This is a genomic window from Brevundimonas sp. GW821-FHT10E09 (assembly GCF_058809375.1).
This window is the reverse complement of the sequence record NZ_JBXASO010000012.1, coordinates 1-16,309: the sequence shown is the minus strand read 5'-3', so window position 1 is coordinate 16,309 and position 16,309 is coordinate 1. Positions and strand designations below refer to the sequence as shown.

Here is a 16,309-nt window from a genome sequence, read left to right as displayed (position 1 = left end):
GGTCTCGACGCACGAGGTGGAAGGCGACGGCCTGACCGCTCGGATCGAGGCCCAAAGTAGAAGGGCCGCCTCGCGGCGGCCCTTGGAAGTCTGTTTAGACTCATTCCACGCCAGCCTTGCGGCTGGTAACGAACCCACGGAACGACGTGGCTGGAGTGCCGTGAATATGAGGTTTGTTTCCCGGTTCGTCAATGCGCCGGGCTGGAGCGGGGGCGTCGGCGCGTGACCAAGTCTATCACAGAATCCCTGAACGCCCTCATCGACGCCCTGCCGCAGCGACCCGACCAAGCCGTAATCGACCGTCTCCGAACGGACCTGTCGGTCGTCAGCTCGCAGCTTTTGAGCGGCGCCATCCAGGAGATCGCGGCGACCGCGAAAAAGAAGCTGCCGGAAGAACCGGCTGAGGGCGATATCCGCGACGCGATCTACCGAATCTACAATCGCAAGGTCGCTGAGCACGCTCAGATGTTCCCGATGTTCCACACGGTCGAGACCGCCCTGCGCGCGAGCCTCGCCGTCGAGCTGGAGACCCACTACGGCATCCAAGGTTGGTGGAACCCTGTACTCAAAGGGCTGATGTCGAGCGCGTGGGATCCCCGGTCGGTGACGCGCATCGGCAACGTCGACGTCAACCGCGAGATTCCCTACCGAATGGGGCGAATCCTGCAGTCCCTGATCGACAAGAAGGTCGCGGTCACCAGCTTTCGCACCGGGAACGAGCTCCTGACAGCCTGCGACTTCGGACACCTCGTCTTCCTGATTGAGGACCACTGGTCGCTCTTCGCGCCCAAGTTCGTCTTCAAGGGGCAAATGGTTCCGAAGCAACTCGCGGTGACTTGGCTCGACCGCATCCGGGATGCGCGAAACGCCGTCTATCACCACCAGTCATTTGAAGGCGCGCCAGGGGCCTATGACGCGGGCGATTTCGTAACGCAATGCCTCGGTGTGAAACTCGCCAAGGTGCATCCGCTGATCGCCGGCGCGCCCTGCAAGCCGCCGCCCTACTTCCCTAAGCTGGTCGCGCCTCGACAGGCGGCGCCCTAACCGGCGCAGATCGAGACAACCACGGGTGACGCCCAATGAATATATGTCTTTTCGGCGGAGCGAATCTGACCGCTGCGCCGAAGAAGCCGGGGCACATCCTCCTGACTGCGCTCGGCGGGAGGATGACGGCATGCGCGATCAGCATATCTTGACGTCGAGTAGGGGGTCATCATGCGCGGATGGGATCGTGCGGATCAGACTTAGGGCGCCCAATTCGCAGAACGGACTTTTGGCGCAGGCTGCTGAGCGGAACTCCATGGCAATCGCCATCAGATCGTTCGTAGCGGCGGGCTAGAAACAAGCGTGCTCCGCTCAACATCTTCCCCGCGATCGCTGCCGAGCCATTGGCGTCTCTTGGCTCCAGATCTGAGGATCGCCGGACGTTCCCCGTCGTCCGAGCGCCCGCGCGAAAGGCCCTCTATCGAAATCCCACAGCCGTGCTGGGTCGAAACCGGCGCTCAACGCAAGACATGAGGTGTCGGTGTTCGTCCGGCGCCGAGGGCGGATGGCCCCCGGACTGCCCCGTCGGTCAATCTCGCAACGCATTCAGCAGCACCAGCAGGGAACTCGCGGTCATGGCGATTGCGGCCCCCAAGGGAGAAAGCAGGCCCAAAGCCGCCAGGGGCAGGACGATGATGTTGTAGGCGAGGGCGAGGACGACATTCTGGCGGATTTTGCGGCGTGTCTCGGCGGCCAGGCTTAGCGCCACGTCGACCTGTTCAAGACCCCCTTCGAGGATGACGATCGCCGCCGTGGCCGCGGCGGCCGGATGCGCCCGGGCCACCGAGACCCCGCAGGCGGCGGCGGTCAGGGCGGGGGCGTCGTTCACGCCGTCGCCGACGAAGAGCACAGGTCCTCTCGTGTTCCTGATCCTGTCGGCCTTGTCGGCGGGGGTGCAGCCCCAGTGGACCGCAGCGGCGTCCAGGCCGATCCGCTGCGCGACCGCCAGGGCCGGCCCGTCGGCGTCGCCGGTGGCCATGGCGACCCGCAATCCTCGCCGTTTGAGCTGCGCCACACCGTCGGCGGCGCTGGGGTCCAGCGCATCGGCGAGCAGAAGGTCGCCGACCGCGAGACCATCCACGGTGACCCGAAGACGGGTTTCTCCCTGCAAACTAGCGACGCCGCCGACATGGACGTGGGTTCCGTCCGCCAGCGTCGTCTCGGCGCCGCGATCCAGGCGTTGACCGCCGACGACGACCGCGTCGCCGATCGACGCGGCGGCGACGACGGCCTGCGCAAGGGGATGGGCGATGCCGGTCTCCGCACGCGCCGCCAGGTCCAGCACCTGCGCCACAGACCAGCCGGGGCAGGGGTCGACGGCGACCACCTCGAGGCGGCCCAGGGTCAGGGTCCCGGTCTTGTCCAGAAAGGCGGTGCGCAGCCCGGCCATGCGATCGACGACGCCGGGATCGGAAAACCGCAGACCGTGCCCGGCGGCCTTGGCCGAGAGCCGCGCCTGCGCCAGGGGCGCGGCCAGGGCCAGGGCGCAGGGGCAGGCCGCCAGGAGCACGACCAGGCCGCGCATCACCGCCTCGCCCCCGTCGGCCATAACCGCCAGCGTCGCTGCCGTCACCAGGACGGCCGCCAGGATCAGGCCCTGGGTCGGCGAAGTCGCGGAACCCCCGCTCGATGGGCTTCGAACGCCCCGAGAAGGGATTGGTGAAATGCACCTCGCAACCCAGCTGACCCAGCAGGCCGATCGGGTCTTCGGGGCGGATCGTGAACCGGTATCGGGTGGGATTGCCGCCCGTCAGCCATTTGGACGCAAAGGCCCGGCCGTTGTCGAAGGTGACGACCTGGGGAATGCCGTGGACCGAAAACAGCTTGGCGAAGGCGCGCCGGATCAGGTCGGTTGATTCCGACCTGCCGATCTGGGTCACCAGCATGCGGCGGCTGAACACGTCCTGGATGGCGATCATCATCGGCCGGCTGACCGTGCCGTCGGCCCACTCGACCATGATGTCCAGTTCGTGCCCGTCCACATTGACGGCATGCAGAATGTCGAGATCCGCCACCGAACGACGGGGCGTCGGGAAGCGCCGCTCCAGACCGGGCTCGCCCTCGCGCAGATAGACCAGGGTGACCGGATCGATCTCCCGCCGGGTCCGCGCCAGCAGGGTCTTGCACGACGGCACGGTCCAGCCGCGTTCCTCGCCCAGGACGGCGACCTTGGCGTGGGCCGCCTCGGCCGACTGGCGGCTGTTGGTCAGATATTCCGAGCGGAACATCAGCCAGGCCTCATCCGAACAGTCCGCGAGCGACGTCCGTCCGACGTAGTGCGGGGCCAGATAGGCCAGCCGGTCGGATGAATCCACGCCGGCGATCCGACTGAACCAGTCGTTCAGCGCGGTCAGGCCGAACGGCCGCTTGCTCTCGCCGCGCGCCCGCGCCTCCCTCAGCGCCTGGGCCGTTACGGTCTCGCACGCCCTGGTCTTGGACAGGCCTGCCCGCATCAGTTGCTCGACCCTCTGGATGATTTCCAGCCGATCCTTCGCCGCCGACTTCATCGACGCCGGCAGTCGGTCGTAGCGCGCCCAGGCGCTCTCGCGGCTGTCGGCGGACGGCGCGGCCGTCTTCGGGCGAGGCCCTGATCCTGCCCGCGCCATCAGCTTGACCTTGGCCGCCTCGGGCAGAACCGACAGGTGGTACTCCGTACCGCCGCCCCGCGCCCGACGCCGCCGCGCCAGCGGCGCGCCCTCCTCGTCCTGGCGATGGTCCCAGCCGTCGCGCTGGGCGACGTTCAGCAGGCCGCGCTTGGTGCGCGGCAGACCAGGCAGGTCCAGGGCGGCCAGCTCGGCCAGGGTGAACCATTCCGAAGGCGCCGTGGTCCCGATCCCGAGAGATGAAGGCGTATCAGTGATGACGAAGGCGCAACTCATGCCAGCAGCTCCGTCAGCTCGGCGTCGCATTCCAGGCGCTCACGACGTGGGCGCTGGACGCGCGGGTCGGAACGAAGCCGGATCGACTTCAGCGCCTTGCCGTTCGACGTCCCATGGTCCTCGCAATAGCTCTGACGGAAGCCTGTCGGAGCGCAGCAGAACAGCTGCCCGCGTACCGGGTCCGGCGCGCCGACGGGCCAGCAGCATTCGCGCGGACCGCGTTCCAGCAGGGGCTTGGCCCTGGTCGGGTCGAACCGCTCGGGCTCGATCACCGGCGCTGCACAGGCGGCGGCCTGCAGGGCCGCGACGGCCTCCGGCCGAGGCGGGGCGAAAGCCATCGGTGCGGCCTTCAACCGAACGGGCTTGGAAACGATCGCCGGCCCGCGCTTGACGCCGGGTCTCCGGTCCAGGCCCAGACGGTGAATCTTGCCCAGGACGGCGGAACGGCTCACGTCCTTGCCCAACTGGCGGGCGATATAGGCGGCGGATTCACCGGCCAGCCACAGTGTCTTCAGCGTCGCAATTGCGGCGTCCGACCAGGTCATCGCGTCCCCCGACGTCGGTTGATGATGAGCGGAGCGTCGCGCTCCAGACGTTTGGCTTCGTCCAGCAGGGCCTGGGCGCGCTTGCGCGCCAAGCTGGCTTGGGCGTGGCGGGCTTCCTCGCCCTGCATCAGGGTCACCCCTTCACCGTCCAGGACGACGTTCCACAGCCACAAACAGCCCGAGGCGCGGACGAAGGCCTTGAACCGGGCCAGGCTGATCGTGTGGGTCTCGCGCGCCTGGCTGCAGTAGGCGTCGATCATCCCCTTGGTGACCTCGGTGCCCAGGATGGCCGACATGCGCGCCGCGATGGCGAACCGGTCGTGACCGGCCTCTGCGGCCTCGCGACAGGCCCGGCTCATGGCCTGGGCGATACGGGCGTTGAAATCGAGCGCGTTCTCCAGCTCTCGCGGCGTCTCGACCGGGAACAGGCGTTCGTGGTCGAACAGATCGTGGGTGTTGCGGTCGCGACGATCCTTAGCCATGCGCGGCCTCGAGGCTTCGCAAGGTGGCCAGCCCGGCCGGCGTCAGCAGACCTTCGGCGTCCAGCAGCCCGGCCTCGCGACAGGCGCGGATGGCCGCCGCCCGCGCCGCATAGGCGTCGATTCCTTCGGCGGTCCGGGCGCCGTGTGCGCCCTCCCACCCTGCCCAGGCGCTGCGCCCGGCCTGGACGTTGAAAAGCACCACATCCGCGCCGATCGGCATGAAGCTCGGCGCGCTCATGCCGAAACCTCGGGACGGAACCGCCAGGGCCTGTCGGCGTGATCGGCCCAGACCGTGACGCCGGGCTTGATCTGCACCGCGCGCGGAAAACCACCCTGGGCCACGCAGGCCGCGACCAGTCGGCCGTCGGCGGCGCCGAGATCCAGCGGTTTGGGATCGAGCGCGCCGTATCGGACATCCGGCATACGCACGGGTTCGGGCTCAAGCACGGGTCGATAGACCCGGCGCGCCGCAGCCGCCCGCATCGCCTCGACCCGTTCGGCCAGCTCGCCCAGGCCGTCGGGCGTGGGCAGCGTCTCGACCTGGGCGGTCTCGACCGCGCGGACGGTGATCGGCGGCTTTTGGTCTGCCGCCTTCTGTCTCAGCACTTTCGCGGCGCGTTGCAGGGCCGGGAACAAGGGACACAGGGCCTCGTCCAGCCCTGCTACCGTCATCGCCGCCATCAGCCGCAGCTTGACGAGGTTCAGCGTCATTTCCCCGACGTTGAACGCCTTCAGCCACCGCTCCAGCTTCAGGCGAACGGGCTCGGGCAGGGTCTCGACCTCAAAGCGGCGCGGCGCCGGCTCAGGCCAATGAGGCGCGGCGGCCGGCGCGGGCCGGCGCCGAGCCGTCCTCGGCTTTGGCTCGCACCCGACATTGACCGCGTCGGGGTTGAAACCGGCCTCGAACATGGCCAGGGCCGCATCCTGGGACGCCGCCAACATCTTCTCCGCCTTAAGAGAGCTGGGGGCCAGCCTGATCAGCCGGATCGCCAGGATGCGGGCGACGGCGTTGGTCAGCCCCGGCGAGCGCGCCGCGCCGCCGATCACCACCACCCCGACCGCCTGGCGCACCATCGTAGCGCAGCGGACCTGCCGTCCGCCGAAGACCTCCAGCGGATCCACGCTTAGGCGCCGCGCGGCCGCAACCAACCCCACTGCGCACTGGTCGGCCGTCAGGCCCGAAAGACGGCGCATCACCCTTCTCCCTGTTTGAGGATCGTCCAGCCCTGGGGCAGCCGTTGACCGGCCAGCCAATGCAGCAGGGCGTCTCTCTGGCTGGGCGTCGCCGCCTTCCAGGCCTTCTCGAAGTCGCGTTGAACTGTGTTCGAAGGCGCAGTTTTCGCCGCCGGAACCACGCCGGCCGCCAGGGCGCGCGCCTCGGCCACATTCTTGGTCTTTCCGGCCAGCATCAGGTCGATGACCCTCGCCTGTTCCTCGGCCTCGCCGATCCCCGCCAACTGGCGCAGCGCCGCGTCGCTTCCTGCGATCCAAGTGCCGTGGAGGCGGTCCCGAACAGCCACAGGAAGGCCCGCGAGCGACGCAGTCGCACGGTACACGCTGATGGCGGACATCCGAGTTTCGCGAGCCGTTTCAGCCGCGAACCCCATCGTCGCCGGGACGAAGCCCGGGATTTCTTTCAACTTGATATAATTGCGCGGCGGGCGGCCCCGCTGCTTGATCGGCTGACTTGCGTCCATGACGACTTTGTCGGGATTGCGCGCCGCCCAGGTTTCGATCCGCTCGGCCATGAACGTCAGCCGTTCCAATGCCGTCAGGCCCGCGCGGACCAGGTTCTCGTCGATTTCCAGCTGACGCGCCTCCAACGCGCTCAACGAACGAACGATGGCCGGAATCTTCAGCCGCCCCATCTGGCGATAGGCTTCCAGACGGTGCGCGCCGATCACCAGCTCAAACCGTCCCTCGACGGGACGGACCGTGATGGGGTGCCCCAGCACCCCCTCGGTCAAAGCCACGATCAGATCGTCCACCGCCGACTGTCGGACCGGACGCAACCGATCACGGACGTCGATCAGCGACAGCCTCAGTTCGACCGTCACGGCCTCGACCTCAAAATGCGGGGTCATCCCGGCCAGGGCGTGGTCGGCCTTCTTGGTTTCCGAAGATGGTGAATCGGCTTGGGCGAGCGCGGGCCGCACGATGTCCTGGGCGCTCATGTCTAAGCGGCCCCGACGATTAGACGATGCGTTACGTCACGTTCGCGAGTAGTATTGTCACGTTCGTGACGAATGGCATTGCCAGCGTCGTCGTAGCGAGACGGCCATAACTCAGAAAGGGGAACCTTCAGGAAAGAAGCGATCACCCTGTCGCCCTCTACGTGCGGGCGGTTCAGGGAAATGCGGCAAGTACCTTCAGGCAGGCCCGCGTCTATAGCGAGTTTGGTGAGCGTCATGCCCTTCAAGCGCACAGCGGTTTTTATGATTTCGGGGTGCCAACCTCCATCGGAGGTCTTGGCGGCGTCGAAATTCACCATCTTGAACCCATTTCTCACGTTCGTGACAGCAATGCACGAACGTTCGTGAGCTTGCAAGTCGTTTCCGCACTGTCGTGAAAAGATGACCGATCAAGATCTTGACCCAGGCTTCGACTTCGACGGGTTCGCCAGACGACTGGCGGATGCAATTTTCCCTGAAAAGCCAAGCGTCTTCGCGCGGCGAGCAGGCGTGTCCAGCGGACTGATTTCGAAATATCTGAGCGCCAAGGGCGCCTCGGGCCACCGGCTCGACATCGTCGCGCGGATCGCTGAAACGGCGGGCGTTACGCTCGACTGGCTTGTATTCGGACGAGGCGACGGCGAATCAATCGGCGACGACATGGTCAAAATTCCGCGCTACAATGCGACGCTTGCCGCCGGCGCTGGCAGCTGGAACGACGGACGCCGAAAGCAGGACGAAATCCCGTTCACCCGATCATTTCTGCTCAAGCGGCTGGGCCGCAGCTCGGCAACAGGCCTCTCCGTGCTGGAAGCAGCGGGCGATTCGATGGAGCCGCTCATCCATGACGGCGACCTAGTTTTGATTGATGAGAACGACACGCGCATCCGAGACGGCGTGTTCGCCTTCCTTCTGGACGACGAAGCCAGGGTGAAACGCTTTCGACGGACGATGACCGGCGTTACGATCTCTTCCGACAACGCGACCTATCCTGAAGAGCGACTGGAGGGTGAAGACATGGCTCGTTTGAATGTGATCGGTCGCCTTCGCTGGTTCGGAAGGGTCATTTCTTGAAACCTGTAGTCCTGAACGCCATCATCGCCGCCGCTGCAGGGCTTCTCGCCTCGTGTTCTGACTGGACCTCTAGCAGCGACGTGAAGAACGCCGACCTAGCGCTCACGCTCGCACAGGGAGAGGCGAGATACGGCAAACCGATCGACCGATCTGAGTTGCTGGCGCTTCCCGGTCTAGAATCCGCCCTCGATCAGCGCGGACGCCAGGTGAAGGCCAGCGCCGGTCAGCAGCTGCGCGACCCAACCGACCCTATATGGGGAGAAGTCTGGACGCCCGACCTCGTGACGATTTGTGGAACCGTCAATGGCCGGAACGCCTATGGCGCCTACGCTGGCAGCGAAGTTTTCTATTCCACCGATGGCGAGACGGCTCATCTCGCTGGAAGCCCGCAGTTCAAGGCCTCGGAAGCCCAGGCTTGCCAAAACCGAACGGACCCCCGGCTGATCTTGCGCGGCGACAATCCCCAGCGCTGATGACCGACTGCCGATAGTCGATCAGCGAAGCTTGCCGGAAGATATTCCTATGGGCTAGCGTCCTGTTGGGTCTGGCGACCAACTGACGAGTTCCCGCTTTGGGCCAGCGCAATCCAAACAACGTCGCCGTCGGGCCGCATCCGCTGCTGGCTCTGTCGGTGGGCCATTTCGCCCAACACGGCTGGACGGTGGTCGCCAACTGCCGCCGGTGCGGCGTCCGCCAGCACGCCGACCTGACCGCCATCGCCAAGGCCAGGGGGCCAAACTTCATCCTCTGGGGCGCTCATCCGCGCTGCAAGACCTACGTCGAGAACCACGAACAACGCTGCAGCGGCCGGATCGTCTTTCAGTCCCGCGCCGTCTACGGCGCCCACTGGATCGACCTGGTCCTAACCCAGGACGTGCTCGACGCCTGCGCCCTTCACGGTCTCGAACCGTCGGCCGACAAGCCTCGCGCGGCGCCCTGGTGACTTCCCACTTAAAACGGCGATCTCGCGACGCCTTGGACGGACGAAAGCCAGGCAGAGCGGGCATTTGAGCTAAGTGGGAAGTCGAATCCTAAGTGGGAAGCAGACTTCCCACTTAACTTCCCACTTTCCTTCCCGTTCGAACCGTCATCGACAGCGCCTCGACGCCCCTTCAAACGGCCCATTCAAGCCCGTTCGACGCCCGCCGCAGCTGGGTTTCAGCGCCTTGTCCCTTATCGACCCTGGAAGGCCCCTCCAACGTCTAATCCGCACTTCGGATTGTACTGTCTAACAAGCCCGAAACGGCCAAATCGCCCATTTCGACGCGCCCTCGACCCGCCCCCGATTTTTTTGCCTTCATCAGGCCAAACACACGTCGTCACTGGGTTTCGTCCCACCTCATCCCGTTCAGTCCAGCCTTATCCCGGACTCCGGTATCAAGTGTCTCCCCACAGCCACCACGCCCTGGGCGGCCCTGCGGCGGATATGGGTCTCGATCAGACGTCCGGTCAGCAGCAGGGTGATCAGCATGACCGCCGTGTCGAAGTAGACGTGGCGATCGCCGGCCCCCAGATGAACGAGCGAGGCCGCCACGGCGCCCAGAACGCCGAGCGTGACCAGGAGGTCGAGCCCGGGCGCGCGGAGACGCAGGGATCGGATCGCCATGCGGCCGATGTCCCAACCGCCATAGAGAAGCACCGGCGAGGCCAGCAGACCGCTGGCGATAGCCAGCCTCCAGCCGAGGTTCGCGCCGAGGCTCGGAGTCACATAGATCACGATCGCTGCGACCATCGCCCACATGCCGAAGGCCACCGACACGGCGAGCCTGAGCGTCAACTGGCGGATTTGACCGTCGAACCGGTCCACCGCATCCTGAGGGTCGGCGCGCTCGATCAGGCGATAGCCGGCCTGACGGACGACGGCGCGAAGATGAGCGGTATCGCAGCGCTGTGTGTCCCATCGCACCAGGGCCGAGGCGGAAAGGTGGTGGACCCGGGCCAGGAGGACGCCGTCGGTTTCGCCAAGCCGACGCTCTAGACCGCGCGCGCACCCGCCGCAGAAGAGGCCGTCCACGGCGAACAGCTGCTGGCGGGGGTCTGCGCTCAAGGCCGGGCGCGAGCGGCCGGTTCAGGCGTGCCCACCCCGATCAGACGGCCCTGGTAGGTGCGCCCGTAAAACGTCTCCTCGCCGCTGTGGTTCTTTTGGGCCGTCTCCTGCACTGTCCCGGTCTGGCGGGGATCCTTGGGGCGCTCGTGGCTGTTGATGAAGGCGGCGACGTCCCAGGCCTGCTGGTCTGTGAGACGATCGCTCTGGCCGAGCGGCATATTGGCCTTGATGAAGCCGGCGGCGGTGTTCACCCGCGCCATGCCGGCGCCCCAGTTATAGGACCGCGGGCCCCAGAGCGCCGGGAAGACCGGCCGTCCATTCAGGTCGTACTGCCCCTGGCCGTCCGCACCATGGCAGGTCGCGCAGTTGGCGGCGTAGACCCGGCTCCCGCGCGCCGGGTCGTAACCCGCCGCGGTCTTTTCAAGCTCCGGATAGCCGGCGCCCTCCAAGTCTTGGCCCGTCGGGGCTCCGGTGGCGAGCCAGTGCATATAGATTTGCAGGTCCTTGTAGACGTCGTGACCGGCCGGCGGCGGGCCGCCGGTCGGCGAATGCTGGGCGTTCATCGAATAGGTGAAACAGCCCTTCACCCGATCTTCCATGGTGTTGATCTGCTTATTCTTGGAACGGTATTTGGGATAGACGGTCCAGGCGGCCCACATGGGCGCCGAGTTGGCCCGTCGACCGCCGTCGAGGTGGCAGTTCGAGCACGAAAGATTGTTGCCGACAAAATCCGAGGCATTGGCCGAGGTGTTCATGAAGATCGCCTGGCCGCGCCGGATCGCATCGCCTTCCGGCCCGTCGGGGATGGCGCTGTCCGGCGGCGGCTGGAACAGGGCTGCGTGGACGTTCCTGTCGCCGTCGGCCTCGCCAGCCTTGCGATCCCGCAGCCAGCCCGCGTCAAAGGCGTAGGCGGCGATGGCGAACAGGGCGAAGCCGCCGCCGACGGCATAGATCACGTCACGGGCGAACCGGCCCTTGGCGGGCCGATCCTGCGGTGCGGGAGGCGGAGCGTCGTCATCCATGGTCATCGCCTTTCATCATCGGAAGCGGCCGGCACCGGCGGAAGGGTCGCCAGATAGTCGGCGATCGCGCGTCGGTCCGCGTCGGACAGATTGCGTGCGACCTCGTTCATCAGCTGGACGTCAGAGTTGTCGCGCTGCCCCCCGACCCAAGCGGCCAGCTGCGAGGCCGTATAGGCGGGATGCTGGGCCGCCAGGGAGGGGAAGTTCGGCGCCACGCCGAAGCCCGAGGGGCCATGGCAACTGAAACAGGCGGGAAGGTTCTTGGACCAGTCGCCATACAGCGCCAGCTGCTCGCCACGCTTCAGTCCGCCGCCAAGCTCCGGCCGCGCTGTGGAGGGCGTGCGCAGGGCCGAATAGTATCGCGCGAGGCCGCGTCGGTCGGCGTCGCTCAGGGCGCCGGCGACGGTCTGCATGGTCTCATTGCGACGGCGGCCCGAGACATAGTCCTGCAGCTGTTTGACGATGTAACCCTCGGGCAGACCTGCCAGTCGGGGCACGTTGGCGCCGCCCTCGCCGGCGGCGCCGTGACAGGAGGCGCAGGCCCAGGCTTCGCCTCGGCCCTCTGTGACCAGACGCATCACGCCAGGATCGTCGAAACTGAAGATCCGGACAGGTCCGACCGGAGGTTGAGGCGCCAATCCGGGATCGACGACCCGAGCCAGCTCCTCGCCTCCGCGCCAGGCCCCGCGGCCGGGGAAGCGGTCGCGCTGCGCCGTCACGAAGGCGGGCGTGATCTCTTGGTCATCGCCGCCCCAGGTCTGGCGGACATGGGTGGCGACCCGCGCCAATTGGGCGTCGGACAGCACGCTTGCGAAGCTCGGCATATGGCCGTCGAAGACCTTGCCGCCGACATCGATCGGGCCGTCGATCCCATGCAGCAGGATCTGCACGATGACGGCCGGATCGGCGGCGACGAACCGGGATCCCGCCAGCGGCGGGATGGCGCTGCGCACGCCCACGGCGTTGGGCTGATGGCAGGTCGAACACCGCGCCTCGAAGACCTGAGCGCCGCTGTTCAAGGCGAGGGCGGGGATGTCCTCGATCTGCTCGGCGCGTTCTTCTCGCCCGACGCTGACCGCCTGGGCGTTGTCCCACAAGGTGACCGCGCCCCAGATCGCCAGGGCGATGGCGATCCAGTAGACCGGCAGCGGAATGCGCCGGAATTCCTCGTAGGGTTCGAAGGCCTCGTCCGGTTCGCGGGGCCGAGGGGCGTCAGGCGGCCTTTTGCGGATCATTTCGGCTCGCCCTTTTCGCTGTATCCGTCGTCGCGGACGGCCGTGGGCGGGGCAGGGAAGGTCCGGTCCAGGCTGCGCAGATAGGCCACGAGGTCGCGCGCCTGCGGTCTGGCCACGACGACCTTGCCCTTGGGCGCATAGCGTTCCGGCAGCGCAACGACAACGTCGCCCGGCGCCGCCTTGTCCTTGACCTCGAACAGATAAGGATAGGCCGGCATGATGCTCCAGTCGTAGATCGCGCGCGGCTGATAGAGGTGGGTCATGTGCCAGGCTTCGCTCGGCAGTCGCGCGCCCACATTCTGGAGATCCGGCCCGGTGCGCATGGTGCCCAGTTGATGGGGCTGGTCGTAGAAATAGTCGGAGGCCACCGCGGCCCGGCCCCAGCCGCGTTCGCTGTCCGGCGCCTGGTCCAGGGCGCGGGGCTGCTGGCTGTGACAATAGACGCAGCCTTCGGAGACATAGGCCGCCCGTCCCCGAAGCTCCGCCTCCGTGTAGGGCAGCAGACCCGGCGTGGGCGCTTGCTCGCGGATCTGGATGCCGGGAAGGATGACCAGCATCAGGGTGGCGAAGGCCAGGATGGCGAGGGCGAGGACGCCCAGAGGAATGACGCGGTTCATGCTGTGGTCGCCGGAACGGTGTCGGTGGGGACGGCCCCGGCCTGGGGCGCGCGGCCCTTGGCCAGCAGGGCTATGAAATGGCCCGCGAAGATGAGGTGACCCAGGGTCATCAGCCCGCCGCCGACAGACCGGGCCTCAAGATAGGGCGCCAGGACGGTGACGCTGTCGGCGAAGGGGCGCGTCGCGTCCAGCATGGCCAGACCCTGCAGCACGCCGCCGATGGTCAGGGCGAAGAAGTAGATGGCGAAGCCGATGACCACGAGCCAGAAATGGGCCTTGATCAGGGCCGGTTCGGGCCACTGCCGTCCCGTCAGTCGCGGGCCCATGTGGTAGACCGCGCCGAACAGTATGAAGGACACAAAACCATAGGCGCCGAGATGGGCGTGCCCGACCGTGTATTGGGTGAAGTGGGTCACGGTATTGATCGTGCGCAAGGCTTCGATCGACCCCTGGAAGGACGCCAGGGTATACATGACCGCCCCCAGCGAGATGAACCGCAGAGGGACCGAGGCCTTGAAGGCCCACAGGTTGCGGGCGACCGTGACGTGCTGGTTGATGGCCACGGCGATCACCGGAACGAACATCATCACACTGTGGACGATCGACAGGGTCACCACCCAGGTCGGCACCGGACCGCCGATCAGATGGTGGATGCCGACCTGACTGTAGAACAAGGCGAGCGCCCAGAAGCCGAGCAGCGACAGGCTGTAGGAGTAGATGGGTTTGCCGATGATCTTGGGAATGAAATAATAGGCCGCGCCAACGCCCAGCGGGGTCAGCCAGAGCCCCAGGACATTGTGGGCGAACCACCAGTTGACCGTCGCCTCCTGCACGCCCGAATGGATGCCCGGCAGATTGGCGATGAAGAACAGAAAGGGGAACCAGCACAGCGCCCCGAGATAGTACCAACCGGTCACATAGATGTGGTCCACGTTGCGCCGTAGTGCTGTGTGGAGAAGCGGCCAGACGAAGAAGGCCCCGGCCAGGGCCAACAGCCCATCGATCTGCCAGGGGATCTCCAGCCATTCCTCGCCATCCGTCCAGCCCGAGGCGATCGCCAGAGCGCCGCAGGCCACGGCGATGTTCCAGAGCACGGCCCCGATCACAGGCAGTCGGGGATGTCGCAGCTCCGTATGAAAGATGCGCGGGGCGATCCAGAGCGCCACGCCGATGCCGGTCATCGACAGCCAGCCATAGATCACGAGATTCAGATGAAGCGTGCGGACCCGGCCAAAGGTCAGCGGCGCGACGTTCGTCAGCCAGTCCGGCCAGTGCAGCTTCAGCGAGGCCATCAGGCCGAAAATGGAGCCGATGACCAGCCAGGTGATGCCGCTGCCGATCAGGATCATCACGGGGCGGCGCGAGACCGCATCGATGCCCTCGCGCTCGGTGTCATAGTGATGCGGCCCGACGGACTGGGTGTCCTCGCCGGCCATCGTCGCATCGTCGGGCGTGCCCGCCTCGCCGGGCGTGAAGACGGTGTAGGCCTGGCCCTGGTGTAGTTGGAGCTGCCGGTTCGTCACCGCCCAGATCAGAAAGGCGAGGGCCAGCAAGGACACGAGGAAGCTGAGCGCCAGCAGGAGGCCGATGGTCAGCGACATGGGGCGAGGACTCTGTCAGAAGGCATAGGTCACGTCCACATAGCCGTAGGTGGTGTCGGCGGTCGCCGGCGCGTTCGGGGCATCGGTCAGGGCGCCGCCCTTGAAGAGCCGGGCGCCGCCGGTCTCCAGAGTGACGTCGGGGGTCAGCTTGTAGCGGACCCGCGCCTCGATCTGAGTTCCGCCAAAGCGGCCGCTGTCGCTCGACGGGTCGATGACCCCCGTCGCGCCCAGACTGTCGCGCGCGTCTTCCAACCACAGGCCCCGCACCGCGACGAAGCCGTCCAGCTTGCGGTCGGGCTTTACCTCGAGGCGAACGCCGGGCGACACGAGGTTGGCGCGCGAGACCGGGCCGTAGAGACCGGCGGGGCCGAACTCGAAGCGGCGTGCGCCGTACAGGGTGTCGAACCGGCCATAGTCGCCCCGTCCCCCATCGCCCGTGACATTGTCGAACTGGGCGGCGAGTCTCGGCGACCAGTCGTGGGCGAAGGTACGTCCCGCCTCCAGATGAATGAAGCCCGCCCTGACATCCACATCCTGGGTGTCTGCGGGCGAGGCCGAGCGCCGGACCTGACCGACCTGGGCCGCCGCCTCGACCTCGACATCCCACGCCCCGGCCGCCGGCGAATGGCGCCAACGGACGCCGGGCGTCGCCAGCCGGCGGTTTCGGGCCTGCTGGTCCGCGTCATCGCTTTCGGTCAGGCCGTAGACATAGAGGTCGAGCGACCGCCGCTGGCCGAGGTCGCGAGTCCAAAACAGGCCGGCGAACTGCAGGTTGGAACTCTCTCGATCCCACGCGATCCGATTGTCCTCGATGGCGGCCCTGTCGTCCGGCAACCGCACCTGCGGCATGACCCAGAAGGCCGTCAGCGCGCCGTCGGCCAGGGGCGTGTCGAAACGGGCGCCGGTATAGGCGTTGGTGGTGTTGCGAAAATTCTGGCGAGAAACGAAACGCTTGGAACCCAGATCCATGGTGAAGCGGCCGAGTTTCAGTGTCCGCTCACGTCGCGCGCCGAGACGGATCTTGGCGTAGGCCTGAACCAACTCCAGCGCATTGACCTCGCCAACGCCGACCGACGACAGCGGACCTTGCCCGAACGCCCGCGAATCGAACACCTCGCCCGAACGTCACGTGACCCACATCCCGCTCGACGGCCAGCGTCAGCCGCGTCGTCAGGACGGCGTCGCTTGGCTCCGCCATCGGACAAAACTGGCCTGACAGCGTCTCTCCCCGCGCGCGCGCCGATCCGGAGACGCGCCAGCTATCCTGGGCGTCCGTGGGTTGCCCGGCGGCGGCGATCGCACCGCTCATGAGGAGGCCCATCAGCACCGGACAAGCGTTCCCGTGGTTGGCGCGGGCCTCTTGATGTCTCCCATCGTCGTTTCCTGCTGCGTTTTGTCGCAACAGGCCGGGCCAAGCTTAAGCCAGCCTTAAGGTGATTGCGACGGCATCCGCCGCCCAAACCAGCGGTCCACGCGATCGGCGTAGGCGGACCAGGCTGGCCCGAAGAGGGCCGTCAGGTGTCGTTCCTCGCGCCGGATGGCGAGGCGGTCGGTGGCGAAGGCGGCGACGGGGGCGGCCACGAAGAACCAGG

General features: G+C 66.7%; 17 protein-coding genes and 1 pseudogene. 4 read left to right on the top strand and 14 right to left on the bottom strand.

The genetic code is table 11. The annotated features are described in order from the left end of the window. Positions 1-222: 222 nt before the first annotated feature. A complete protein-coding gene (locus AC1RSI_RS12150; protein ID WP_201463313.1) occupies positions 223-1,044 on the top strand; it encodes a hypothetical protein in 822 nt (273 codons plus the stop codon). A 529-nt stretch (positions 1,045-1,573) separates the two neighbouring features. On the opposite strand, the gene AC1RSI_RS12145 is transcribed toward AC1RSI_RS12150, so the two are convergent. The 8 genes and pseudogenes from AC1RSI_RS12145 to AC1RSI_RS12110 all read right to left on the bottom strand — a co-directional run bounded on the left by AC1RSI_RS12145 (position 1,574) and on the right by AC1RSI_RS12110 (position 7,441). Further along, on the bottom strand, positions 1,574-2,593 hold the full coding sequence (locus tag AC1RSI_RS12145; protein ID WP_447941224.1) for an HAD-IC family P-type ATPase: 1,020 nt from the start codon (positions 2,591-2,593) through the stop codon (positions 1,574-1,576). 79 nt (positions 2,594-2,672) lie between these two features. Then, a pseudogene (locus AC1RSI_RS12140) lies at positions 2,673-3,923 on the bottom strand (transposase domain-containing protein); the annotation flags it as partial. Continuing rightward, on the bottom strand, positions 3,920-4,468 hold the full coding sequence (locus AC1RSI_RS12135; protein ID WP_447941223.1) for a GcrA family cell cycle regulator: 549 nt from the start codon (positions 4,466-4,468) through the stop codon (positions 3,920-3,922). The pseudogene AC1RSI_RS12140 and the gene AC1RSI_RS12135, both read right to left, overlap by 4 nt. Further along, the gene (locus AC1RSI_RS12130) at positions 4,465-4,950 is read right to left on the bottom strand and encodes a hypothetical protein (protein ID WP_447941222.1); all 486 of its coding nucleotides are present in this window, start codon (positions 4,948-4,950) and stop codon (positions 4,465-4,467) included. Before AC1RSI_RS12130 ends, AC1RSI_RS12135 begins: the two co-directional genes overlap by 4 nt. Beyond that, entirely contained in the window at positions 4,943-5,188 is a 246-nt protein-coding gene (locus AC1RSI_RS12125; protein ID WP_447941221.1) for a hypothetical protein, read from the bottom strand. Before AC1RSI_RS12125 ends, AC1RSI_RS12130 begins: the two co-directional genes overlap by 8 nt. Then, on the bottom strand, positions 5,185-6,144 hold the full coding sequence (locus AC1RSI_RS12120) for a hypothetical protein (protein ID WP_447941220.1): 960 nt from the start codon (positions 6,142-6,144) through the stop codon (positions 5,185-5,187). The genes AC1RSI_RS12125 and AC1RSI_RS12120 overlap by 4 nt, the downstream gene beginning before the upstream one ends. Beyond that, entirely contained in the window at positions 6,144-7,124 is a 981-nt protein-coding gene (locus tag AC1RSI_RS12115; RefSeq protein WP_447941219.1) for a ParB/RepB/Spo0J family partition protein, read from the bottom strand. The genes AC1RSI_RS12120 and AC1RSI_RS12115 overlap by 1 nt, the downstream gene beginning before the upstream one ends. 2 nt (positions 7,125-7,126) lie before the next feature. Further along, positions 7,127-7,441 (bottom strand): helix-turn-helix domain-containing protein, encoded by a 315-nt coding sequence (locus tag AC1RSI_RS12110; protein WP_291753587.1) that lies wholly within the window; start codon positions 7,439-7,441, stop codon positions 7,127-7,129. Positions 7,442-7,523: 82 nt separating this feature from the next. Here AC1RSI_RS12110 and AC1RSI_RS12105 point away from each other — a divergent pair, with 82 nt between their 5' ends. The 3 genes from AC1RSI_RS12105 to AC1RSI_RS12095 all read left to right on the top strand — a co-directional run bounded on the left by AC1RSI_RS12105 (position 7,524) and on the right by AC1RSI_RS12095 (position 9,138). Continuing rightward, complete coding sequence (locus tag AC1RSI_RS12105) at positions 7,524-8,195, top strand: LexA family transcriptional regulator (RefSeq protein WP_291753584.1); 672 nt, start codon at positions 7,524-7,526, stop codon at positions 8,193-8,195. Next, complete coding sequence (locus AC1RSI_RS12100; RefSeq protein ID WP_291753582.1) at positions 8,192-8,668, top strand: hypothetical protein; 477 nt, start codon at positions 8,192-8,194, stop codon at positions 8,666-8,668. Before AC1RSI_RS12105 ends, AC1RSI_RS12100 begins: the two co-directional genes overlap by 4 nt. 98 nt (positions 8,669-8,766) lie before the next feature. Next, entirely contained in the window at positions 8,767-9,138 is a 372-nt protein-coding gene (locus AC1RSI_RS12095) for a hypothetical protein (RefSeq protein ID WP_447941218.1), read from the top strand. 405 nt (positions 9,139-9,543) lie between these two features. Here the strand turns inward: AC1RSI_RS12095 and AC1RSI_RS12090 are convergent, their stop codons facing one another. The 6 genes from AC1RSI_RS12090 to AC1RSI_RS12065 are packed head-to-tail and all read right to left on the bottom strand — an operon-like array spanning position 9,544 to position 15,830. Beyond that, positions 9,544-10,242 carry a cation transporter gene (locus tag AC1RSI_RS12090; RefSeq protein ID WP_291753578.1) on the bottom strand — a complete coding sequence of 233 codons (699 nt, stop codon included), beginning with the start codon at positions 10,240-10,242 and terminating at the stop codon, positions 9,544-9,546. Then, positions 10,239-11,264, bottom strand: coding sequence for a c-type cytochrome (locus AC1RSI_RS12085; protein WP_052004688.1), 1,026 nt, complete (start codon positions 11,262-11,264; stop codon positions 10,239-10,241). Before AC1RSI_RS12085 ends, AC1RSI_RS12090 begins: the two co-directional genes overlap by 4 nt. A 2-nt stretch (positions 11,265-11,266) precedes the next feature. Further along, positions 11,267-12,499, bottom strand: coding sequence for a c-type cytochrome (locus tag AC1RSI_RS12080; protein ID WP_052004686.1), 1,233 nt, complete (start codon positions 12,497-12,499; stop codon positions 11,267-11,269). Continuing rightward, positions 12,496-13,116, bottom strand: a complete 621-nt coding sequence (locus AC1RSI_RS12075; protein WP_035305693.1) for a cbb3-type cytochrome c oxidase subunit II — start codon at positions 13,114-13,116, stop codon at positions 12,496-12,498. The genes AC1RSI_RS12080 and AC1RSI_RS12075 overlap by 4 nt, the downstream gene beginning before the upstream one ends. Further along, positions 13,113-14,717 (bottom strand): cbb3-type cytochrome c oxidase subunit I, encoded by a 1,605-nt coding sequence (locus AC1RSI_RS12070; RefSeq protein WP_291753575.1) that lies wholly within the window; start codon positions 14,715-14,717, stop codon positions 13,113-13,115. Before AC1RSI_RS12070 ends, AC1RSI_RS12075 begins: the two co-directional genes overlap by 4 nt. A gap of 15 nt (positions 14,718-14,732) precedes the next feature. Next, complete coding sequence (locus AC1RSI_RS12065; protein WP_291753573.1) at positions 14,733-15,830, bottom strand: alginate export family protein; 1,098 nt, start codon at positions 15,828-15,830, stop codon at positions 14,733-14,735. Positions 15,831-16,309: the final 479 nt, after the last annotated feature.